21 protein-coding genes are annotated in these 22516 nt (G+C 65.4%); 9 read left to right on the forward strand and 12 right to left on the reverse strand.

Translation table 11 applies throughout. The annotated features are described in order from the left end of the window. The first annotated feature begins 154 nt into the window (after positions 1–154). Positions 155–712 carry a hypothetical protein gene (locus ACYPXD_RS14875; protein ID WP_459712511.1) on the forward strand — a complete coding sequence of 186 codons (558 nt, stop codon included), beginning with the start codon at positions 155–157 and terminating at the stop codon, positions 710–712. 196 nt (positions 713–908) lie between these two features. Continuing rightward, complete coding sequence (locus ACYPXD_RS14880) at positions 909–1385, forward strand: hypothetical protein (RefSeq protein WP_459712513.1); 477 nt, start codon at positions 909–911, stop codon at positions 1383–1385. Positions 1386–1441: 56 nt separating this feature from the next. Here the strand turns inward: ACYPXD_RS14880 and ACYPXD_RS14885 are convergent, their stop codons facing one another. From ACYPXD_RS14885 to ACYPXD_RS14895, 3 genes are read right to left on the reverse strand one after another with little or no spacing between them, the layout of a single operon-like run. Next, positions 1442–3004 (reverse strand): efflux transporter outer membrane subunit, encoded by a 1563-nt coding sequence (locus ACYPXD_RS14885; protein ID WP_459712515.1) that lies wholly within the window; start codon positions 3002–3004, stop codon positions 1442–1444. 2 nt (positions 3005–3006) lie between these two features. Beyond that, the gene (locus tag ACYPXD_RS14890) at positions 3007–6132 is read right to left on the reverse strand and encodes an efflux RND transporter permease subunit (RefSeq protein WP_459712518.1); all 3126 of its coding nucleotides are present in this window, start codon (positions 6130–6132) and stop codon (positions 3007–3009) included. Continuing rightward, on the reverse strand, positions 6129–7235 hold the full coding sequence (locus ACYPXD_RS14895) for an efflux RND transporter periplasmic adaptor subunit (RefSeq protein ID WP_459713330.1): 1107 nt from the start codon (positions 7233–7235) through the stop codon (positions 6129–6131). Before ACYPXD_RS14895 ends, ACYPXD_RS14890 begins: the two co-directional genes overlap by 4 nt. Positions 7236–7521: 286 nt before the next feature. On the opposite strand from ACYPXD_RS14895, the gene ACYPXD_RS14900 reads away from it, so the two are divergent. Continuing rightward, positions 7522–8151 carry a TetR/AcrR family transcriptional regulator gene (locus tag ACYPXD_RS14900; RefSeq protein ID WP_459712520.1) on the forward strand — a complete coding sequence of 210 codons (630 nt, stop codon included), beginning with the start codon at positions 7522–7524 and terminating at the stop codon, positions 8149–8151. Positions 8152–8480: 329 nt separating this feature from the next. Then, on the forward strand, positions 8481–9014 hold the full coding sequence (locus ACYPXD_RS14905; protein WP_459712522.1) for a hypothetical protein: 534 nt from the start codon (positions 8481–8483) through the stop codon (positions 9012–9014). A gap of 107 nt (positions 9015–9121) precedes the next feature. On the opposite strand, the gene ACYPXD_RS14910 is transcribed toward ACYPXD_RS14905, so the two are convergent. Both ACYPXD_RS14910 and ACYPXD_RS14915 read right to left on the reverse strand, forming a co-directional pair. Next, positions 9122–9361 carry a DUF2795 domain-containing protein gene (locus ACYPXD_RS14910; protein ID WP_459712524.1) on the reverse strand — a complete coding sequence of 80 codons (240 nt, stop codon included), beginning with the start codon at positions 9359–9361 and terminating at the stop codon, positions 9122–9124. 80 nt (positions 9362–9441) lie between these two features. Further along, a complete protein-coding gene (locus tag ACYPXD_RS14915; protein ID WP_459712526.1) occupies positions 9442–9693 on the reverse strand; it encodes a hypothetical protein in 252 nt (83 codons plus the stop codon). On the opposite strand from ACYPXD_RS14915, the gene ACYPXD_RS14920 reads away from it, so the two are divergent. Continuing rightward, entirely contained in the window at positions 9668–10009 is a 342-nt protein-coding gene (locus ACYPXD_RS14920; protein ID WP_459712530.1) for a hypothetical protein, read from the forward strand. The genes ACYPXD_RS14915 and ACYPXD_RS14920 overlap by 26 nt on opposite strands. 60 nt (positions 10010–10069) lie before the next feature. Here the strand turns inward: ACYPXD_RS14920 and ACYPXD_RS14925 are convergent, their stop codons facing one another. The 4 genes from ACYPXD_RS14925 to ACYPXD_RS14940 form a co-directional block, all read right to left on the reverse strand. Beyond that, positions 10070–11407 carry a C45 family autoproteolytic acyltransferase/hydolase gene (locus ACYPXD_RS14925; protein ID WP_459712532.1) on the reverse strand — a complete coding sequence of 446 codons (1338 nt, stop codon included), beginning with the start codon at positions 11405–11407 and terminating at the stop codon, positions 10070–10072. A 244-nt stretch (positions 11408–11651) separates the two neighbouring features. Then, positions 11652–13385 carry a ClcB-like voltage-gated chloride channel protein gene (locus tag ACYPXD_RS14930; protein ID WP_459713332.1) on the reverse strand — a complete coding sequence of 578 codons (1734 nt, stop codon included), beginning with the start codon at positions 13383–13385 and terminating at the stop codon, positions 11652–11654. A gap of 194 nt (positions 13386–13579) precedes the next feature. Beyond that, positions 13580–14317: a glutathione S-transferase gene (locus tag ACYPXD_RS14935; protein ID WP_459712534.1), complete on the reverse strand. Its 738-nt coding sequence runs from the start codon at positions 14315–14317 to the stop codon at positions 13580–13582. Positions 14318–14506: 189 nt separating this feature from the next. Beyond that, entirely contained in the window at positions 14507–15643 is a 1137-nt protein-coding gene (locus ACYPXD_RS14940) for a YeiH family protein (protein ID WP_459712537.1), read from the reverse strand. Between the two features lie 129 nt (positions 15644–15772). On the opposite strand from ACYPXD_RS14940, the gene ACYPXD_RS14945 reads away from it, so the two are divergent. From ACYPXD_RS14945 to ACYPXD_RS14960, 4 genes are all read left to right on the forward strand, one after another. Next, positions 15773–16657, forward strand: a complete 885-nt coding sequence (locus tag ACYPXD_RS14945) for a LysR family transcriptional regulator (protein WP_459712539.1) — start codon at positions 15773–15775, stop codon at positions 16655–16657. A gap of 114 nt (positions 16658–16771) precedes the next feature. Next, positions 16772–17740: a 2-hydroxyacid dehydrogenase gene (locus ACYPXD_RS14950; protein WP_459712541.1), complete on the forward strand. Its 969-nt coding sequence runs from the start codon at positions 16772–16774 to the stop codon at positions 17738–17740. 252 nt (positions 17741–17992) lie between these two features. Next, positions 17993–18853 carry a YhfC family intramembrane metalloprotease gene (locus ACYPXD_RS14955; RefSeq protein WP_459712543.1) on the forward strand — a complete coding sequence of 287 codons (861 nt, stop codon included), beginning with the start codon at positions 17993–17995 and terminating at the stop codon, positions 18851–18853. A gap of 105 nt (positions 18854–18958) precedes the next feature. After that, entirely contained in the window at positions 18959–19327 is a 369-nt protein-coding gene (locus tag ACYPXD_RS14960) for a DUF3022 domain-containing protein (protein ID WP_459712545.1), read from the forward strand. 72 nt (positions 19328–19399) lie between these two features. Here the strand turns inward: ACYPXD_RS14960 and ACYPXD_RS14965 are convergent, their stop codons facing one another. The 3 genes from ACYPXD_RS14965 to ACYPXD_RS14975 form a co-directional block, all read right to left on the reverse strand. Beyond that, positions 19400–19837 (reverse strand): PGDYG domain-containing protein, encoded by a 438-nt coding sequence (locus tag ACYPXD_RS14965; RefSeq protein ID WP_459712547.1) that lies wholly within the window; start codon positions 19835–19837, stop codon positions 19400–19402. Positions 19838–20172: 335 nt separating this feature from the next. Then, a complete protein-coding gene (locus ACYPXD_RS14970; protein WP_459712551.1) occupies positions 20173–20679 on the reverse strand; it encodes a Spy/CpxP family protein refolding chaperone in 507 nt (168 codons plus the stop codon). Between the two features lie 290 nt (positions 20680–20969). After that, positions 20970–22313 (reverse strand): nucleobase:cation symporter-2 family protein, encoded by a 1344-nt coding sequence (locus ACYPXD_RS14975; RefSeq protein ID WP_459712553.1) that lies wholly within the window; start codon positions 22311–22313, stop codon positions 20970–20972. Positions 22314–22516: the final 203 nt, after the last annotated feature.

The following is a 22516-nucleotide window of genomic DNA, read 5'->3' on the forward strand; positions in this document are numbered from 1 at the left end:
CAGGAGGACTCCACCTATGCCCATCACGCACATCCCCGAATCGTATCGGCGCCCGCTGTACGAAACCGCACCGCCGGCGTTGCCGCCCGTTTCCGCCGTTCGAACGCATGCGGCGGCCCCGACCGCCGGCTCGATGAACACGCGCGAAGCTGCTGTGCACGATGCGGCGAACGCGGCGCATTTCGTCGGCATCCGGGAGTCGTCTGTTCCGGTTAGCGCGCGAACCGGGCTGCAAGCGGACGCAGAAGCCGTCCTGAGATTGCGCGGGGGCGGTGGCGCGCAAAGCCGATCAGGCACGGGCGCAGACGACGATCCGCTCCTGCCGGAGAGCGCCGGCAGCCGCTATCGCGCGTACCACGGCGGAGCCAGCGGGTCGGGCGAGTCGCGGATCAGGAACATCGCAAAGCGTCACGAGCTGGAGGCAAAAGTCAGCCTCGCGAAGGGCGAACTGGCGATCGCGAAACAGAAATTCCAGGCGGCGCAGGATGCGATCGATGTCGCCCGCATGAAGCTCGCGCGTCTCGAAGACGAGCGGGCGGGATTTGCTGCTGACCCGGCGCGGCGCGACGAGATCGAAAGGCAGATAAGCGCAGCCAACGACGACTATCAGTCGAAGACTTTTGCCGCCTGGCCTTATCGTACGGCCGTGGAGCGATCCGAAAAAGATTATCGGCGTCTTCAGGAGAAGCTCGACAGGCTGCCTTGGGCGTGATGCGTCGCCGGCGCACGCGTTGCCGGCGCCGTGCGCAGAGCGACGCCTGAATGGACGCCAATCAATGTCCGCCGCGGCATCGACGATCTCCCGGTACCACATGCAGGCCGAGCCATGCTGATGTAATGGTTGCTCGCACAACAGACGGGCCCGTCAGGGCCCATGTGCCAACCCGGATTCGTGCAAAGGAGGTTGCATGCCCCGCACCAGCATTCATGGCGGTAACGTTTACGAAACCTATGTCGCTCCTGCAAGCGTCACCGGCACACATGGCGTCCCGGTGACGCGAGGCGACGAGAACCGGTACCGCGCGTCACGCGATGCGGCCCGCGGCATGTCGCGCGTCGTGCGGCACGAAGAGCCGGCAAAGCCAGGTATTCCTGTCGAACGAAATCCCAACGGCGGCTGGCGCATTCATCGTGATGTCGGGCCAGGCGCCGGCGGCGCGATGGACGCCGACAAGGCTCGGGCGCAGGCGTTCGTGGATGCGAAGAAGCGAGACCTCGAAACGAAAACGGCGGAAAGGGACACCAAGAGAGCCGAGCTCGAGAACGCGCGCCGGGTGAAGAGCCATGTCGCGCGCGACGTGTCGAGGCTGGAAGACGAGATTGCCTCGCTCGAAAGCGAGCGTCTGAGCCACGAGCGGCAACTGGCGGAACTCGAACGCCGGTAATCGAGCCTCGCGACAACGCCGTCGTCACTGCCGGCCGTTGCGGCTTGCGCTTCACTTCAATCGGCCGCTGCCGGCGCCTGCGCAGGGTTAGCCGCGTCGTGCGCTGCCTGGCCGGACGGCAGCGGATTGCCCATCGCCTGAAACAGTGCCGCCGTATCCGCGAGCCGCGCGCCCGTATAGCGGATCTCGTCGAGCCGCGCATTGCGGAACTGCTGTTCGCTCGCGCGTAGCGTCGCGATCGGCACTGCGCCGAGGCGGTATCTGGCCGACGTTTCATCGAATCCGCGCCGTGCGGCCAGCGACGCCGTGTTGGCCGCATCGAGCGACTGCGCATCGTGTTCGAGCGCCGCGAGCGTGTCGGCCACATTCCGGAATGCGCTCAGCACCGTCTGCTTGTACTGCGAAGCGGTTGCGTCGTAGGTATCGAGCGCGGCGCGCCGTTGTGCGGCGAGCGCGCCGCCATGAAAGATGGGCTGCGACAACGATCCGGCGATGCTCCACAGCGCGCCCGCGCCCGATACGGCGGCCGGCCAGTCGAATCCGCCTTGTCCCATCGACGCACTGAGCGTGAGGCTCGGGTACATCTGCGCGGTCGCGACGCCGACGTCCGCCGCCGCGGCCTTCAGCGCGGCAGCGGCGGCCTGAATGTCGGGCCGCGCGCGCAGCAGGTCGGACGGCACCACCACGGGCACCTGTTCGGGCACCTGCAGATGCGCGAGATCGAGCGCGGGCGGCGCATCGTCCGGCGTACGGCCGAGCAGCACGGCAAGCGCATGGCGTGTCGCGAGCGCCTGCTGGCGTAACGCAGGCAGACCGGCCGCAAGACTCGCCGCCGATTGTTGCGCGTTCAACGAGTCGCCGTGCGCAACCGCGCCGAGCGCATAACGCCGTTGCGTATCGGTGGCCTGTTCGTTGGCGAGCGTGACGAGCCGCTCGGTGGTGGCCACCTGCGCATCGAGCGCGGCGGCGCTGATTGCCGCCGACACGATATTGGCGGCGAGCGCGCGGCGCGCCGCATCGAACTGGTACGTCTGCAAATCGACGCGCTTCGCGAGCGCCGCATTCGCGTAACGTACCGCGCCGAACAGATCGAACGTGTACTGCGCCTGCAACTGGCCGACGAACACGTTGTAGAGAAACGTGTTCGGTCCGATTTCGGGAATCGCGAGCGCGCGCTGCCGCGATACCTGGCCGCCCGCATCGATCGACGGCAGCAGCGAGCTGCCGATCTGCGCGCGCAGCTGTTCGCGGGCGGCGGCGAGGCTTTTGTCCGCGGCCGCGAGCGTCGGGCTGTTGCGTAGGCCTTCGTCGACGAGCGCGTCGAGCGCGTCCGAGCGATAGAGGCGCCACCATTCGGGCACCGGCTGTGCGCCGACCGCAAATCGCTGCGCGACGCCTTGCGCGGCTACCGTCTGCGCGGGCTGCGCTTGTGCGCCGTAATGCGCGGGTTCGGGCAACGCGGGCGGCGTGCCGGTCGGGCCGAACGAACAGGCCGCGAGCACAGAGGCGAGCAGGGAGACGAGCAGGGAGACGCGCAGCGCGGCGAGAAGCGCGCCCGCAGCCGTACCGCTGCGAAGCCACGCTGCTGTCTGCAGATAACCCAACGGGCGAATACGCATGATCAATTCCCCGTGTGCCGCGCGGCATCCGGCTGCGGGTCGCGCTCGTTCGCGCGTACCTTGAACCAGATCGAATACAGCGCGGGCACATAAAACAGCGTGAGCACCGTCGCGCTCGTAATGCCGCCCATCAGCGCGGTCGCCATCGGCCCGAAAAAGTTCGAGCGCAGCAGCGGAATCAGCGCGAGCACCGCGGCCGCGGCCGTCAGCGTAATCGGCCTGAAACGCCGCACCGTCGCGCCGACGATCGCATCGAAACGCTTGTGCCCCGCGCCAATGTCCTGTTCGATCTGATCGACGAGGATCACCGAGTTGCGCATGATGATGCCGAACATCGCGATCACGCCGAGCATCGCGACGAAGCCGAACGGCTTGCCGAACATCAGCAGCGCCGCGACGACGCCGATCAGTCCGAGCGGCGCCGTCAGCACGACGAGCAGCACGCGCGCGAAGCTTTGCAGCTGGATCATCAGCAGCGTGAGCACGGCGATCGCCATCACCGGCATCTGCGCGTTGATTGACGTTTGTCCTTTCGCGCTTTCCTCGACCGAGCCGCCGATCTCGATCCGATAACCGACCGGCAGCGCCGCGCGCACATTCGCAAGCGCGCGGTCGACGCTCTTTGTCACGTCGATGCCTTGTGCGTTCGCGCGCACGTCCGATTGCACGGTGATGGTCGGTTGCCGGTCGCGTTCCCAGATCACGCCGTACTCGAGGTCGTTGCGCATGCGTCCGAGCGTGCCGAGCGGCACCGGGCCATTCGGCGTCGGCATCGCGAGCGCGATCAGGCGTGCGGGGTCGATGCGTTCGTCTTGCGGCGCGCGCAGGTCGACGCTGATCAGCTTGTCGCGCTCGCGATACTGCGTGACCGTGTAGCCGGACAACGTCATCGCGAGAAAGCCCGAGATGTCGGCCGACGACACGCCGAGTTCGCGCGCCTTCTTCTGGTCGACTTCGAAACGCATCGAGCGCTCGGCCGGCTCGTCCCAGTCGAAGTGCACATTCGCTGTGCGAGCGTCGGCGCGCATCGTCGCGGCGACGCGCTCGGCGATCGAACGCACGGTTTTGATATCGTCGCCGCTCACGCGGAACTGCACGGGGTAGCCGACCGGCGGCCCGTTTTCAAGCCGCGACAGCCGCGTGCGGATGGCGGGGAAATGGTCGCGCAGCATCGGCTCGAGCCACTGCGCGAGCTGTTCGCGTTGCTTCACGCTTTTCGCGGTAATCACGAACTGCGCGAAATTCGGCTGCTGCAATTGCTGATCGAGCGGCAGATAAAAGCGCGGCGCGCCGGTGCCGACGAAGTCGATCAGGTGGTCGATTTCCGGCCGGCCCTCGAGCGCTTTTTCGAGTTGCTGCGCCTGCCGCAGCGTCGCGGCAAACGACGCGCCTTCGGGCAAGCGCACGTCGACGAGCAACTCGGGGCGATCGGAACTCGGGAAGAACTGCTGCGGCACGATCGCGAAACCCGCCAGCGACACGACGAACAGCGCGATCGTGATGGCCAGCACGACGAAGCGCCGCTCGATGCACCAGCCGACCCATCCGCGCAGACGCCGGTAGAAGCGCGTGTCGTAGATGTCGTGCTCGTGGTCGTCGGGCTCATGCGCGGCGCGCTTTCTTTCCGGCAGCAGGTGGTAGCCGAGCAGCGGAATCAGCACGACCGCGGCGAACCACGACGCGATCAGCGCGATTGCCGAAACCTCGAAGATCGAACGGGTGTATTCGCCGGTGCTCGACTTCGCGAGCGCGATCGGCAAAAAGCCGGACACCGTGACGAGCGTGCCGGTCAACATCGGAAAGGCGGTGCTCGTGTAAGCGAATGCGGCGGCACGCGTGCGGTTCCAGCCCTGTTCGAGCTTCACCGCCATCATTTCGACGGCGATGATCGCGTCGTCGACGAGCAGGCCCAATGCGAGCACGAGCGTGCCGAGCGACACCTTGTGCAGGCCGATACCGAACAGATACATGCAAAGCGCCGTCACGGCGAGCACGACCGGAATCGAAATGACGACCACCATGCCCGTGCGCAGGCCGAGCGAGACAAGGCTCACCACCAGCACGATCGCCACGGCTTCGGCGACCGCTTCCAGAAAGTCGTCGACGGAGAGCGCCACCGCATGCGGCATGCTCGACACTTCGACGAGCCGGAGGCCGGCCGGCAGATGGGCGCGCAATTCGGCGGTCTTCGCGTCGAGCGCCTTGCCGAGGCGGATTACGTCGCCGTCGGGCTGCATCGTGATGCCGATGCCGAGCACGGCCTTGCCGCCATAGCGCATCTGCGTGACGGGCGGGTCGTCGTAGCCGCGTTTGATGGTCGCGATGTCGCCGAGGCGAAACGAGCGGTTGTTCACGCGAATCAGCGTATCGGCAAGCGCGGCGAGATCGGCGAACTGGCCGCTCGGGCGCACGAAGACGCGGTCGTCGTAGGTGGTCAGTGTGCCCGACGACGATACGCTGTTCTGCGAATCGATCGCCTGCGCGATTTGCTGCGGCGAGATGTTCAGGCGCGTCAGTTGCGTGTTCGAGATCTCGACATAGATGTGCTGATCGGGGTCGCCGAAGTAATCGACCTTGCCGACGCCGGGCACGCGCAACAGCACCGCGCGCAATTCGTCCGCGTAGTCGTGCAGTTGCGCGGCGGAAAACCCATCGCCTTCGAGCGTATAGATGCTTGTGTAGACGTCGCCGAATTCGTCGTTGAAATACGGGCCCTGTATGCCGCGCGGCAACGTGCCTGCGATATCGCCGACTTTCTTGCGCACCTGGTACCACGTGTCCGGCACGCTCGACGCCGGCGCCGAATCTTTCATGTTGAAGAAGATCAGCGATTCGCCGGGCCGCGAATAGCTGCGCAGAAAGTCGATCGACGGCGTCTCCTGCAGCTTGCGGCCGATGCGGTCCGTCACTTCCTCCTGTACCTGACGCGCGGTCGCGCCGGGCCACATCGTGCGGATCACCATCACGCGGAACGTGAACGGCGGATCCTCCGATTGCGCGAGCCGCGTGTAGGCGAGCATGCCGAATAACGTTGCGAGCGCGATGATGAAGACGACCAGCGCCTGATGACGCAGTGCCCACGCGGAGAGGTTGAAGCGGCCTTCGTTTTCGTCGTGCGACCCGCTCATGAAGCGAAATCCTCGGGGTGCAGCGGTGCGACGGGACGCACGCGTTCGCCGGCTGTGACGGTGTGCACGCCTTGCAGCACGACGCGTTCGCCGTCGTTCAGGCCTTGCGAAATTTCGATCGTGCGTTCGTCGTAACGCGCGACCTGCACGCGGCGCAGCTCGAGCGTATCGCTGCCGTTCTTGACGACCCATACCGCCGGTGCGTTGCCTTCGTGGAAGAGGGCGGTGGCGGGCAGCGTGAACGAGGTGACCGGTGTGCTTGCATGCGTTGCGTTGGCCGCGTTCGTGCCGCCGTCGCGCGCGAACGAAACATCGGCGGTCATGCCGAGGCGCACGTCGGTGCCTGGATGGTCGAGTGTCAGCTTCGCGCGCCACGTGCGGCTTTGCGGATCCGCGGCCGGCGACAGCTCACGCAAGCGCGCCGTGAACGCGCGGCCGGCCAGCGCGGCGAGCTTCACATCGGCGGTTTGCCCGACCCGCAACGCGGCCAGCGTGTTCTCCGGCACATCGCAGACCACGTCGACATCGCCGCTCCAGGCGAGGCTGTAAACCGCCTGTCCGGCCGACACGTTTTGCCCCGTGTCCGCCTGCTCGGCGGTGATCACGCCGGCGTGGTCGGCGACGAGCGTGGCGTACTGCAACTGATCCCTGGCGAGCGCCGCCTGCTGGGCCGCCTGCTCGCGCTGCGCGGCCGCGGACGCATACGCGTCTTCGGTCTGCTCGAGCTGCGTCTGCGCGATCAGGTTTTCGCGCGCTTGCGCACGGTCGCGGTCGAGCTGCTGTTTGGCGTAGACGAGCCGGTGTTGCGCGGCGTCGAGCTGGGCGGCGGCGCTCGCCGCGTTCTTCTGCGCGTCGGCCGGATCGAGGCGCGCGACGATCTGGCCGGTTTGCACGGTATCGCCGAGGCGCACGCGGCGCTCGATGATCTTGCCGCCGATGCGAAACGACAGCGGCGTTGCATAGCGCGCCTGAACCTCGCCGGGCAAGGTCGCGGCGAGCGGCCGACCGTCTGCGTGCACCGCACGCGTGACGACGGGCCTGGGCGCGGGCGCGGCGGCTTCCTGCCTGTGACAGCCGGTGAGCGCAAGCACCCCGGCAAACATCAGCGCACGCGCCGCGCGCAGCGCGGGCACCTGCTTGCGCACCTCGAACGGCACGCGACAACCAGAACGATTCACGATGACCCCAGGCTCAAGAGTGCTGCAAGCGTGGCGGGTGGCGCCGGCGGAACACGGTCGGAACACAATCAAAGCGCGGGGTAAAACAGTGCCCGGTGTCGCGAAAGCCAAAGCGCAAAGCCGTTGCTTGGGATGTTGGGTTGGATTCTAATACAGTACTGTATCTGAGTGCAAAGCTGGATCGTGAATGTTCGGTGCTAGACTCGCGGCCATGAAACGCAAACGCCTGACACGGGAACAGAGCAAGGACCAGACGCGCCAGCGCCTGCTGGACGCTGCGCAGGTCATTTTCATGAAGAAAGGATTCGTCGGCGCGAGCGTCGAGGACATCGCCGAAACGGCCGGCTACACGCGCGGCGCGTTCTATTCGAACTTCCGCAGCAAGCCCGAGCTGTTCCTCGAACTGCTCAGGCGCGACCACGAAGCCATGCAGGCCGACCTCGATAGCATCTTCAGCGTCGGCGCGACGCGCGACGAGATGGAAGCGAGCGTGCTGCAGTACTACAGCCGCCTGCCGTTTCGCAACGAGTGCTTCCTGCTATGGGTCGAGGCAAAGCTGCTCGCGGCGCGCGATGCGCGCTTCCGGGTGCGCTTCAATGCGTTCATGCAGGAAAAACGCGAAGAGCTGACCGCTTACATCAGCGAATTCTCTTCGCGCGTCGGCACGCCGTTGCCGCTGCCGGCCGCGACGCTCGCGATGGGTTTTATCGGGCTTGTGGACGGCGTGCAGTTCCTCTACACGATCGATCCGCAGCATGTGAGCGCCGACGTGGCGGAGTCGGTGCTGGCCGGGTTCTTTGCGAGGGTGGTATTCGGCCGCGAGCCGGAAGAGAAGGCTTGAGTCTCGCCTGGGGCGTAAGCGCCGCCTGGCACGCAAGCTTGCGAGGCGCATGTGGACCTGAGCCGTTCAACCGCTTGAGAAGCGAAGGGATTGCAGCTGCTGCTACGCGCCGGGCCCCGGTCCGGAATCGCTGCCGATCAGCTGCGATTGAAGCTGCGATTGAAGCTGCGATTGAAGCTGCGATTGAAAGATGATGCGACTCGCGCGTCCGATCGTTGCGCATAGTCGAGCATCACATGGCGTCGTCATGCAGGTGCAATGATGAGGTCGCGTGTCTTGCGGATGATCCCCGCACCCGTACACCCGTCCGTTTCTCACCGGAGCAAAGCATGCCCGAATTCTTCAGTGTTGATCGATTTGGCTCGTCCCACAGCACGGAATATCACGGCTCGCCCGCAGGATCTGCGCACGTCGGCGGTTCGTCGACGCCGCCACACGGGCCGACGCCAACCTTGTACGAACCGCCGGCGAGTGGAGCGGGTCATCTCATCGGTGTCTCGACACCCGCCTCGGGCGGCTTCAGCGACCCTTTGCGATTGCGCGGCGGCGGTGGAGGCTGGCAGACGAAAGGCAGCGATCTGCAAGCGAGAATCGACGGGCAAAAGCGCGAATTGGACTATGCCAACGACAGGCTCAGAAGTGCGACCGACGCGGTCAATACCGCGCGTGCAACGATGCGTGACCTGGAAGCGCGATATGACGCTGCGCGGCGGTCCACACCCGATTCACCGGAGGTGGCGCAACTGTCGTCGCAATTAGCTCAGCTGAATCACGAGATACACGCTCAAATGCGCGAAGCGGAGCGCCACGGTCTTGCAGCCACTGCCGCGAAACAGACGCTCGAATACCTCGAGCGGCAATAGTCGTCTGAATACCGGAAAGCGCCGGGCGGCCATCGTAGACGCCGGGTGCGCGCGCACCTGACGGCCGAAGTCGCGGAGTCGGTGCTGGCCGGGCACGATGCCGATACTTACATGCTGAGGCCGGGCCCGAAATTGCTGCCGATCAGCTTCGTCACTGAAGCGATATCCGCGTAGTCCTGCTCGGGCAGGCCATCGAGCATCGCCAGCACTTCGTTGCTCGCGCCCGCGTCGCGCGCGGCGTCGACGAGCGCATCCTTGTTGGCCGGGTACGTCGCCGCGCGCAGCACGTCGGCGATTTGCAGGTCGATCGATTCACGCGGCACATCGTGAGATGCCGGTCGGGTCATGAGCTGATTCCTCGAGATGAAACGTGGCACAACCAAGGCACGAGCGGCGGCCTGAGCACCGCAAGCCGCCCGCCGTCACGTCACGTCTGCAGATGCTCGTCGCGCGCCGCGAAACCGCGTTCGAGATGCCGCGATTTGGGTAGCGTGATGTGCTGCCAGCGCTCAGGCCGGATGTCCGTCTGCGCCGCAACCTCGGGGGCGGGCGGCGCGACCGGCGCGGCATTCGTGCGTTGTGCGGCGATGTCGGGCAGGGCATCTTGCGCGGTGTGAACTGGCGCGGCAAAACACGAGGCGGACAACGTTACCATGGTCAACAGTGTCGAGGTTTTCATCGCCCGACCTCCTTTCCAGAGCCAGCGCAGCAACTTACGCAAGCGCTATGCCATTTCAGCGCCGACGAGGCGTCTTGCCTGGCATGGTCGCGCGCCTCAGCGCAACGCCGTTATGCTTATCTTAGATGGTAAATTTTTCAAGCGCCTTGGCGTGGCGCAAACCCGCGTCGGCATTCGGTTAGCCGCAAGACGACCTGACGAGTGCGAAAACGTAAGCGAGGCGAAACAACGTGGCGCGGGCGAGAAGCGCGACGGCGGCCACAGCAGGCGTTTCTGGCGATTGTTGTGGCGCAGCAAGACCGGCTTGGAGGGATGAGAGGACGCGCTGGACGGAAGCATCGGGAGCAAACGCTGCGCGGACTTGCCGCAGCCGCCGCTACCGCAGCATGTCGAAGCGCGTCCACGGCCACGACGGCCGGTCGCGCATATAACCGTTCAGCCAGTTCCATTGCGGGTGACGCTTCATGAACGCCTGCGCGTCGAACGGCCGCCCGCACGGATGGCCCCAGCGCGCGTAAAACGCCATGTCGCGCGCCAGTTCGCTGTCGACGACCTTGCCGTCGTTTGCGCCCCACGGGTTGAACGGCCCATGATCGGAGCCGCCGAAGCGCGCGTCGTCGAGTTCGAGGTGTCCGCAGATCGTGCGCGAGCAGGGGTTGTCGGCCCGGTCGAGATAGACGTCGTGGTGATCGGCAATCATCTGCTTGGCGAGTTCGAGATCGATCTGGCCGTGGTGCATTTCCGCGAGCTGCATGAAGCGCAGCCGTCGCGCGCCGTTCTTGCGCACGTCCGTATAGTCTTCGCCTTCGCCGACGCATTCCTGGTTGCGAATCTTCAGATCCGACGCGGTGTTGTAGCCGCTATAGAAGCCGTTCTTCGTGCTCTCGAAGCCCGAGTGGCGCAGCCCGAGTTCGTAGCGCGCGATCTCGCCGGTCTTCACGTCGCCGAGCAGCCAGCTGTTCGCATAGCCGCCGTTGTTCGCGACGGCGAACATATCGCACCACTCGCGAATGCTGTTTGCGTACTGCGTGGCGTGTCGCGAGCGGTAGAACTCCGGTGCGCCGGCCGCGTTGTAGCCGGCGAAGTTCGAGATCGTCGTTTCGGTCACCATGAGGCCCGCGGACGTGATCCAGAAATCGGTGAGGCTCGAGATGCAGCCGGGCAGCCCCTGCATCAGAATTCGATGCCCGGAGTCCGGCACGATATCGAATACGACATTGAACGCGTCGCCGGCCGCGTAGCGGTCCCACGAGTTGTGCGCCATCACGATGCGGCCGTCGCGCGTCGCGTCGCCGGTCGCGATAAATGCGCTGCAGTGATGGCCGCGCCGCCCGCGCCACGGCTTCAGGCCGGCGCGCGGATGCTGCGCCGCGGCGAAGCTCGGCCACCAGCTTTGCAGCAGGTCCATATAGCCGTTCCACGCAAGGACTTCGGCGAACGGCAGCTTCGCGCCATCGGCAATGCCCTGGATTTCGTCGGCGAATTCGTTGTCGAGGCGCGGCGCGAACTGGGCGACGGCCGCGTTGACGAAGGTGTCGAAGTCCTCGCCGGTGTCCCATCTGGCGAGATAGCGCGCGGTGTGGATGGCGTTGCGGATTTCCGCTGCGAGCAATTGCCCATGCTGTTCGCCGCGGTCGTACGGCTCGCCTTCGATATGCACGAAGATCCAGCCCGCGTGATCGCGGCGCACGGCATCGATGGACGGTTCGCTCATAGGGGTTCGCTCCCGGTCGAAGGGTGCCGCGTCTTTCCGAAGGCGAAGCATGGCGCACTGCGCGCGCCGGCACGTGGTCCTGGCGTGCCGGTAACGCGCCGCGCGCGGCTTGCAGCGGGCAGCCGGCGGGTCGCTTTCTGGTCAATTTATTTTAGAGAAATTGCCGCGCTTTGCACGCGGCAGGTTGTGACGTTTGGTATCAGCGGTAGTTGCTGTAGTTGCTGTAGTTGCGGCAGGGCGCGCGTTAGCGCGTCGGATTCATCCGGAAGTACGCATCGAGCAGCGACGATTTGTAGACCACACCGGTCAGCTTCGGCCGCGCGATGCTCTCGATGACGGGTAGCCGCTCGCCCTGATGCGCGAGGAAGTGCTGCAGTGCGACGCCAAGCGGCATATCGGGCGTGAGCACGTCGAAGTGCGGCTGCAGATAATCGGCGGCCGTGCGCGCCGACGTGTCGCGCCGCTCGATCAGATCCGACGTGATGTCCTTTAACGCGACCACGCCGAGAAAGCAGCCGGCTTCATCGGTCACGTACAGATACTTGACCGGATATTCGAGGAACACGCGCGTCATGTCCTGCACGGTGGCCGTGGGCGGCACGACGGTTTGCGGCGGGCGGATCAGTTCGCGCATCTGGGTGGAGCGCAGGCGCATCCGTTCCTGTTCCTCGCGATTGCGATGCAGCGTGATGTCGTACATCGACGCATTGCCGATCGCGCGCGCGACGAAGTAGGCGACCACGCAGGACAGCATCAGCGGCAGCACGACCTGGTAGCTCAAGGTCATTTCGAAGATCAGCATGATCGCCATCAGCGGCGCCTGCGTCGCGCCGGCGAGGAACGCACCCATGCCGACCATCGCGTAGGCGAAATACGGCGACGTGTAGTTCGGCAGGATCGCATGCATGCCGAGGCCGAACAGCGCGCCGAGCACCGCGCCGACGAACAGCGTCGGCGTGAAGACGCCGCCGATCGCGCCGGAGCCGACCGTCGCCGCGGTGGCGATGATCTTGAAGACGAGCACCATCACCAGCGCGGTCCACGTCCACGGCGAATGCAGGATCGAGTTCACGACGCTATAGCCGTTGCCCCATACTTCCGGTGTCCAGACCGAAATGACGCCGACTGCGAGGCCGCCGATCGCCAGCCGGATCGGCAGCGGCACCTTGATGCGCCCGAACATCGATTTCGACGCATCGATGAGCCGCAGGAATTGCGGCGCGGCGGCGCCGCACAGCAGGCCGAGCCCGACGAAGAGCAGCACCTCGGGGCCGGTGATGGCCGGAAACGCGGGCATTTCGTACGGCGCGTGGTAGCCGGCGAACTCGCGCATCGTGATGTTCGCGACCACCGACGAGACGACGACCGGTCCGAAACTTTCCATCGCGATCGAGCCGAGCACGATCTCGGTGACGAAAAACGCGCCGGCGATCGGCGCGCTATACGCGGACGTGATACCGGCCGCCGCACCGCACGCGACGAGCAGCCGCAGGCGCGGCGGATCGAAATGCACGACGCGGCCGATCAGCGATGCGCACAGCGCGGCGAGTTGCACCATCGGACCTTCGCGGCCGATCGAGCCGCCGCTCGAAATCGAGAACAGCGACGACACGGTGCGCCACAGGCTCGCCTGCACGGGCACCACGCCGTCGCCGATCACGACCGCTTCCATGTAGTCGGTGCTCGCCTTCTTGTCCTGACCGCGCCGCGCGAGTACCAGCATCACGCCCGCAATCAATCCGCCCGCGGCCGGCAGCCAGATACGCGTGGTCCACGGCAGGCCGCGCGCCATCTCGACAAAGCTGCCCTCGGTGCCCGAAAAGAGCCGCTGCAACAGCGAGATGCCTTCGCGAAACGCGGCCGTCGCGAGCGCGCCGGCGACGCCGATGATGACCGACCAGACGAGCATCGTATGCGCGTCCGAAAGCCGGAACAGTCGCGCGGCGCGTGTGCGAAGCCTCAGCAGGAACGAGAGCACGGAATAGGCGGCGGGTTCGTGGGTGTCGCGCGCAAGGATAGCATCGTGCGGCGCCGACGCGGTCTCTGCGTCGGACGGTTCGCGCGCGGCCGGCGCGCCGCTTCCGTCCGCCGTGCCGGCCGGTGTGTCTCGGTTTGTCTCGTGCGTCGTGTTGTTGTGTGAGGCTCGGGTCATCTGCCGTTCTGCAGTAAAGGTTAACGGGTGTCCTTGTCGAGCTCCGGGTAGTGCCGGAAGATGCACGACTCGTTATGCTCGATGCGGCGGTCCGACTCGAGGTACGCGGCGATGCGCGGCCGTTCGAGCACGGCGTCGTGCAGGGCCGCGAGACGCGGGTAGTGCTTCGGAAACGTCTTCATCGCGCGCGGGAACGCGTAATAGAGGCCGTCGATCAGCTGGAACATCGACAGGTCGACGTACGTGAGCGCGTCGCCGACAAGGTATTGATCGCCGGCCGGGTTCTGCTTCAGCACGCGCTCGAAGTAACCCATGAACTTCGGAATCCGCTCGTCGATAAAGTCGTGCGCGCGGACCTTTGCCGCATCTTTCTGCTCTTCGTAGTACAGGTTGGTCGACAGCGGATGATGCGTGTCGTGCGCTTCGGCGACCATGTCGGCAATGGTCAGCTGCAGGCCGTTGACCACGTAGCGCAGGCTGTCGACGGCGGGCGCGAGGCCGTGCCGCGGGCCGAGATAGAACAGGATGTTCGCGGTCTGCGAGATCAGCAGATCGCCGTCCTTGAGGAACGGCGGCGCAAACGGCGGATACGGCTCGGATTTGCTGCCCATCACCGCCATCATCGCGCCCGTGCCGAGTCCGTCGTGTTCGCTGCCGCGCGCCACTTCGACATACTCGGCGCCGGCTTCCTCGAGGGCGAGCCGCACGAATTCGCCGCGCCCTTGCAAACCGTCCCAGTAAAAGAGTTCGTAAGTCATCGATCGGTCCTCATTCGGTGGTGTCCCGGGTTGCGCGTCGCGGATGCGGCGCGCACGCATCGAGTATGCCGCCACGGGACACGCATGTTGCGGACCCGAGTGCTGACGCGCGGAGCGCCGCGCGTTGCGCCACGAACGCCGAAAGCCTCGCGCGCGGCGAGGCTTCCTGACGTAACCGGGGCGGCGTGTTCAACTGAACAGACGTTCCACGGCCCATGTAATGCCGAGACCCCCAACCAATAACCACACATAAAGAATGAGCCCTGTCATCAGCGCGCGCGGACCGGCTTCGCGAATCTGCGCAATGCGCGTTTCCATGCCGAGCGCGGTCATCGCCATCGTCAGCGCGAAGGTGTCGAGCAGGTTCAGCGTATGCGTCGCCGGGTCCGGCAGCACGTGCACGGAGTTCAGCACGACGCACAGCAGGAAGCCGAGCGCGAACCACGGCACCGCGAGCTTGCGCGGCGCGTGATGGTGGTGCGCGCTGCCGTGCGCGTGAGCGGTTCCTTGATGGGCAGACCCGTGTGCGGACTCATGAGCCGACCCATGAGCCGACCCGCGCGCAGACCGATTGACCCACACGCCGACCGCGAGCAGCACCGGCACGAGCAGCATGACGCGCGTCATCTTGACGATGGTCGCGATATGGGTCGCTTCGGGGCTCACGTTGCTCGCCGCGCCGACGACCTGCGCGACCTCGTGAATCGTGCCGCCGAAAAAGAGGCCCGCGCCGACCGTATCGAGATGGAGCCAGCCGGCGCGCATCAGCGCCGGGTAGAGGAACATCGAGAGCGTGCCGAACAGCACGACGCTGCCGACCGCCATCGCACTTTTGTGAGGCTTCGACTGCAGCGTCGATTCGAACGCGAGCACCGCCGCCGCGCCGCAGATCGCGCTGCCGGCCGCCGTGAGCAGCGCGGTGTCGCGATCGAGCTTCATGAGCTTCATGCCGGCCCACGTGCCGACCGCGAGCGTACTGACGACGATCAGCACCGATTCGGCGAGTCCGGGCAAGCCGACTTGCGCGATCTCCTGCAGGCTGACGCGCAGCCCGAAAAACGCCACCGCGATGCGCAACAGTTTGCGCGCCGAAAAATTGACGCCGGCCGCCCAGCTTGCGGGCATGCCATCGCGCAAGACGTTGCCGTAAATGGCCCCGGCGACGATGCCGACAATCAACGGACTCAGGCCCAGCCCGGCGATGGCCGGCAGCGACGCGACGCTCGTGACGGCGGCGGCGAAAAGGGCGACGAACAGGATGCCGTTCAACTGTCCGCGCGTAGAGGGCGCGGCGGCCTGGGTGGCGTGAAGATTGACCGTGGACATGTGGATCAGGCTCGGTGAGTGGAGGCCGAGAGGTGTCTCAGCGATGGCCTAATCCTAATTTGAATATATCGATATGAGAAATCGTGATTGATGACGTAATATATAGGTCAAACCGATATTTCAGTCCCCATGACCGCTGACCAGCTTATAACGTTTGCCGTTGTCGCCGAGCACCGTAACATCAGTCGCGCATCGGTCGCGCTGCATCTGTCGCAGCCGGCGGTGTCGGGCCAGCTGCGCCAGTTGCAGGACGAATTTGGCGAGCCGCTGTACCTGCGCGATGGGCGCGGCATCCGTCTGACGCCCGCCGGCGAGCAGCTCGCGAGCTACGCCGCGCGTTTGCGCGACACCTGGCGCCAGGCGCATGCATACCGCGACGCGCTGCGCGGCATGGAGCGCGGCACGCTGCGCATCGGCGCGAGCACCACGCCAGCAAGCTACCTGCTGCCTTATCTGATCGCCGCGTTCCAGCGGCGCTATCCGGACGTGACGCTGCATACCGCGGGCGGCAATACGTCGGATATCGTCGGCGGCTTGGGCTCGCTCGATATTGCGTTGATCGAAGGCGTGGTGGGGCCGGATCTGCCGCCCGATACGGCGGTTCATCCGTGGCGTGAGGACGAGATCGTCGCGATCATGCCGCGCACGCATCCGCTCGCGGCGAATCAGCACGGGCAGGGCGTATCGCTGGCGCAATTGAGCGCGGAACCGCTGGTGTTACGCGAGGCGGGCTCCGGCGTGCGGCAACTGGTCGAGCGCGCCTTCGCCGATGCGGGGTTAGCGGTGCGGGTGGTGCTCGAAATCGCGAGCGTCGAAGGCGTGAAGGAAGCCGTGCGCGCGGAGATGGGCATCGGCTTCGTGTCGGCGATGTCGATGCGCCATGAGGACGACGCGCTGTGCCGCTGTTCGTTTGCGCCGCAGCTCACGCGCCGTCTGTCGATTCTCGTGCCGCACGCGAGTGCGCCGTCGCGGCTCGTCGGCCGGTTTCTGGAGATGTGTCTTGCGGAAGGCTGACTGTTGCCGACCCATACCGACAGAGTCTGAACCAGGGCTGAGCCAAGGCTGAATGGCGCGCCGGGCTCGTCTGCGGCATGCTACGTGTTCATTCCATCGCCAGGAAATATATCGATGAAAAGCAGGATCGTCGTCTACAAGCCGTTGCCCGAAGATGTGCTCGCCTGGCTGCGCAAGCAGGCCGATGTGATCGAAGTCGATGCCTCGCAGCACGATGCGTTCGTCGCCGCGCTCAGGGACGCGGATGGCGCCATCGGCTCGACGGTGAAGATCACGCCCGCGATGATCGATGGTGCGCCGCGCCTGAAGGCGTTGTCGACGGTTTCGGTCGGCTACGACGCGTTCGATGTCGCCGATCTCACGCGGCGCGGCATCGTGCTCACGCATACACCGGACGTGCTGACCGAATCGACGGCCGACACCGTGTTCGCGCTGATACTCGCCACCGCGCGGCGCGTCGTCGAACTCGCCGACTGGGTCGGCGCCGGGAAATGGTCGCATAGCGTCGGGCCCGAGCAGTTCGGGGTCGACGTGCAGGGCAAGACGCTCGGCATCGTCGGGCTCGGGCGCATCGGCGGCGCGGTCGCGCGTCGCGCGGCGCTCGGCTTCAATATGAACGTGCTGTACTCGAATCGTTCGGCGAACCCCGAGGCGGAGCGGCAATATGGCGCGCGACGTGTCGAACTCGGCACCCTGCTCGAACAGGCGGACTTCGTATGCCTGCAAGTGCCGCTGTCGGACGAGACCCGCCATATGATCGGCGCGCCGCAATTGCGGGCAATGAAGAAGACCGCGATCCTGATCAACGCGGCGCGCGGTCCGGTCGTCGACGAAACGGCGCTGATCGATGCGTTGCAAGCGGGCACGATTCTCGCGGCCGGCCTCGACGTGTTCGAGCAGGAGCCGATTGCCGCCGATTCGCCGCTGCTCGCGATGCGCAACGTGGTCGCGCTGCCGCACATCGGCTCGGCGACGCACGAAACGCGGCATGCGATGGCGCGCTGCGCGGCCGAGAATCTGATCGGTGCGCTCGCCGGCACGTTGGCGCGCAACATCGTCAACCGCGAGGTGCTTCGCCGGTGAGCTTGCTGCCCGGCTCATGCCTGCAGCTTCGTGCCTGCTTTGTGCCTGCTTTGTGCACGCCGCGAGGGGAATTGACCGAACGCGCGTCGACTTCGCGATGATCTGCGATCATTCGGGCTGCGGCACGCGACCTCAGGTCACGCGAAGCACCCCGAAGGCAACCCAAGCGCTGCGCCTGGCGCCATGGCCGGGCCTCGCCACATGTTCGCGCAGCCGCCCCACTCCGATTCCCCGATTTTCGTAAGGAAGCTCATGCCCGCTGCACCGTCCGTCGCACCGCCCGTCGCACCCTTTACGCTCGCTTGCCTGATCGCCGCGACGCTTTTCATGGCCGCGTTGCCGATCGTCCTCTATATGCGGCTGCGCAAGCCGCTCGAACTCGACCGGCGGGCCGCGATCCTCGGTATCGGCGTGTTCGCGCTGTTTGCGATGCTGGTCGAGCGCGGCGTCAACGATCTGATGCTGAGGGCGAACCCGACCGTCGCCGGCTGGCTCCAGAACCCGACGGTCTTTGTGATTGTCGGCGTGCTGTCGATCGGCATTTGCCAGGAGCTCGGGCGTTACATCGGGATGCGCTGGCTTTTCAGGCGCGCGTCGAGAAAGGAGAGCGCCGCGGCGGCGGCCTCGCCGTCGCGCGAGCCGAATGCGCTTGCGTACGGCCTCGGTCACGGCGGCGCCGAATTGTGGTTCACCGGTGTGATCGTGCAGATTCAATGGATCGTGTTTGCGTGGCTCGAAGATACGGGGCGGCTCGGCAGTGCGCTGTCGGGCCTGCCGCTCGATACGTTGATGCGCATTCACCTGCTTGTGGTGAGCCTGACGCCGGCCGCGGCGGGCGTGTTCATGATCGAGCGCGGCGCGGCGCTCGTGTTTCAACTCGGCCTGTCGGTACTGATGTGGCGTGGCGTGCGCGCCGGTTCGGTCGCCGTGCTGCCGCTTGCGATCGCGGTGCATGCATTGCTCGAAGTGCCGGCCGCGTTGTCGCAGACGCAGGCGCTGCCGCTCGTGGTCGTCGATACGATTTACGTGCTGCTCGCGGTGCCGGTTGCGATCGGCCTCGTGCGGCTGTTTCGCCGCGACGCAGCCGCGCTGCAAGCGGCGCGCAAGGGCTGAGCGCCGCGCGCGGTGAAAGGTGAGCCGCGCGCGGTGAAGGGGTAAGCGCCGCGCACGGCGCAATGACAGACAGCGCGACCGGTCACTCAATCATTAAGACACGATATGGAAGCCTATCAATACGAGTGCGCGAGCGCCGATATCGAAGAACTCGCGCGCGTGATCAGCGATCTGTTTCCCGAACAGACGCGTTTCGCCGAACGGCCCGCGGATGAGGGCGGCACGCCGGTGCTGACCGTGCAGTGGGTTGCCATGCGCTTTGGCGCGACTGCGCGCCGGATCACGATGAGCATCGTCGTCGCGCCGCCCGCGCTCGCACGTTATCGCGCCATGCCGGCGCGGGCGCGGGCACGCAGCTTTGCGGTGCTGCGCGCGTATGTCGAAGCGTCGCTGGGTTCGCTCGAAGAGCAGTACGCCAATGGGGAAGCGGTGCCCCGCGAAGTGGCCGTTGAACTCGGCGACGAGTTCGCTTGACGCATAGCAAGCGAAGGCAGGGCGCGGTAAGAACCCGTGGAGTCGTGCGAGGGCCGCACGGCCAGCGCGAGGTTACGACACGCGGCGATACACCTTCGCAAAGCGCGCGGCCTGCACGACGCCGTAATCGCCGGGCGCATATTGCATCACCCAGTCGCCGGCAGTGCCGTGCAGCACATCGCCGCCCGCGGCCGTGCGGGCGAGCGAAAAGGCTTCGTTCATCTGCTTTGCGAGCACGACGGCCGGTCGATTGCGATAAGCGCCTGCCGTGCCGTGCAGCGTCGCTCGATCGGCGGGCGTGTATTTCGCGTCGAAGCGGTCGCGCGACACGACCCAGCGCTCGCCGGTCGATCCGCTGATCAGCGCATCGCCGGCCTGATAACGGTTCGGTCCTTCGAGACTCATCAGTTCGCCCACGCCGGCGGCAAATTCGACAGTCACCGTTTCATCCTTCACGACACGTTGTGCGAGCGGATCGGTGCGCAAATCGAGGTTCGTCAGTTCGATCATGACGGGCTTGTCAAGGATGGAGGAAAAAGAGCCGCTGATACCGGCCGGGACTCGCATGATGCCAGATTGCGCAGCGCGAGCGGCCTGGAACGAAAATGTCGATGAAGCCGCAGGGCGCACGCGTGGCCGCAAGCGCCGAGGAATCACGCCAAAAGACGCCAATGAGACGCCAATGAGACGCCAATGAGACGCCAACAAAAACGCCTGCCGTTCGAGGCAGGCGTTCCGATTGCCGCAGTAGCCGGCTAATGCGCGGCAATCGCGCCACGCGTGTCGATTCACCTATCGGCGCGTATTGCCGCGACTAACGTATAGCCGCTAAGGATATCTGTGAATTACGACTTGTCCGTTGCGTCGCCCGACGGTGCGGCCTTCTTGCCGCTGCGGCGCGGATGGCGGCCACCTTGCGGCGGCGACTCGCGGAATGTCGTATCGGCGAGCTTCTTCTGATCGGCCGACATGCTGTCGTAAAGCGGCTGGAATGCGTCGACCAGCTTCTTCGTGCCGTCCGCATGCGCTTGCGTGATCTCCGCATACTGCTTCATATCGTCGAGCGCGGAGATGTTCCGGTCGGCGCGGCGCTCTTCAAAGAGCTTCGCCATTGTGTCGCCATTGCTGCGCATTACGTCGGCGAATGCGCTCCACTGCGTTTCCTGTTGCGGCGTGATTTTCAGCTGCTGGTGCAGATACGCGATGCGATCTTCGACATGCTGTTCGCGGCGCGCGGACTTGTCCGCATTCGAAGCCGGTGTCATGGCTGGCGCGGCGGACGACGCCGGGGTCTGGGCGAAGGCGCCGCTGATCGAGAGCGCTGATACGAGCAAAACGAGCGTTTTTTTCATCGAGACTCCTGATGTCTGTTGGTATCGAGGTACGGGACACGGGTACGGACAGGGCATTATTAATACCACGATATCGCCGCAATGCGACGCCAATGCGACAACTGCTTACAACCGAAACGATCGGTAAATGACCGTGCATCGGGAACTCGGCGCGCCTCAATTCGCCTGAAGCTTCTGTTGCGGGCTCATCGAGCACATGAAGCCTGCAACAAGCGAATTGTCAGCTTGCAGTCGTCGTATCGGCGAGCAGGACGCACGTAAGCGCACATTAGCGCGCGCAAGCGCACGCGTCATTGGCTCATGCGCTGAACGTCGTGCAGCGCCGCGCTTTCGCCGCGCAGGCCGTTGAAAATCAGATTGAGCACGACCGCAGCCACCGCGGCGAGCAGGATCCCGCTGTGCAGAAGCGGCGACAGCGAAGGCGGCAACTTTGCAAAGAATTGTGGCGACACCACCGGCACGAGTCCGAGCCCGATGCTGACCGCCACAATGAACAGGTTGTGATGGTTCTTCGCGAAGTCGACTTCGGAGAGCACCTTGATGCCGTTCGCCGCCACCATGCCGAACATCACGATGCCGGCGCCGCCGAGCACGAACGCCGGAATCGACGCGACGATCTGCGCGAGCTTCGGCACGAGTCCGAGCACGATCAGGATCGCGCCGCTCGTCGCGCAGACGAAGCGGCTCCTGATGCCGGTCACGCCCACGAGTCCGACGTTCTGCGAAAACGACGTGTACGGAAATGCGTTGAACACGCCGCCGATCAGCGTGCCGAGTCCATCGACGCGCAAGCCGCGCACGAGCGCCTTCTGATCGACGGGGCGGCCGACCATGTCGCCGACCGCGAGGAACATGCCGGTCGATTCGATGAACGTCACGAACATCACGATGGTCATGGTCGCGATCGACACGAGGTCGAAGTGCGGCACGCCGAAACGGAACGGCAAGACCGCGCCGAGCCACGGCGCGGCGGCCACGCCGTCGAGATTCACGCGGCCGATCAGCGCCGCGACCGCAAAGCCGGCGACGATGCCGACCAGCACCGAGATGCTGGCGAAGAATCCGCGGCCGAAGCGGTTGATCAATAGAATCAGCAGCAGCACGGCGAGCGCGAGGCCGAGATACACGGGGTTTCCATAGTCGGGATTGCCGACGCCGCCCGCTGCCCAGTTGATGCCGACTTCCATCAGCGAAAGCCCGATCACCGCGATCACGCTGCCGACGACGACCGGTGGAAACAGCCGTAACAGCTTGCCGATCGCAGGCGCGAGCAGCATGCCGATCACACCGGAGGCGATCGTCGCGCCGAAAATATCGAGCAGCCCCAGGCGCGGATCGGAGCCGATCGCGATCATCGGGCCGACCGCCGTGAACGTGCAACCCATGATGATCGGCAGACGGATGCCGAACATGCCGATGCCGAGCGTCTGAATCAGCGTTGCGATTCCGCATGCGAACAGATCGGCGCTGATGAGAAACGCGATCTGTTCCTTCGGCAATTTCAATGCGCTGCCGACGATCAGCGGCACCGCGACTGCGCCGGCATACATGACGAGAACGTGCTGAAAACCGAGCGTGAGCAGCCGGGCCGCGGGCAGGCGTTCATCGCACGGGTGGACCGTGGTCGCGTGCATTTCTTCTCCTTGTCGATGACTGTGGGCGGCGCGCTTTTATCCAGTGCGCGTCGGAGGCGCATCGGATGCGCGGCGGTGCCGATACAACACCTGTTGCAGCCGGATATTCCGCGGGCCGTCCGGACGCCGGCCGCATGCGATAGAAGCGTGCGATAGAAGATTACGCTCATCTATTTCGCGCGGGCGCGCCTCGCTGAAACCGT

It is taken from the genome of Paraburkholderia sp. 2C, from assembly GCF_054589215.1.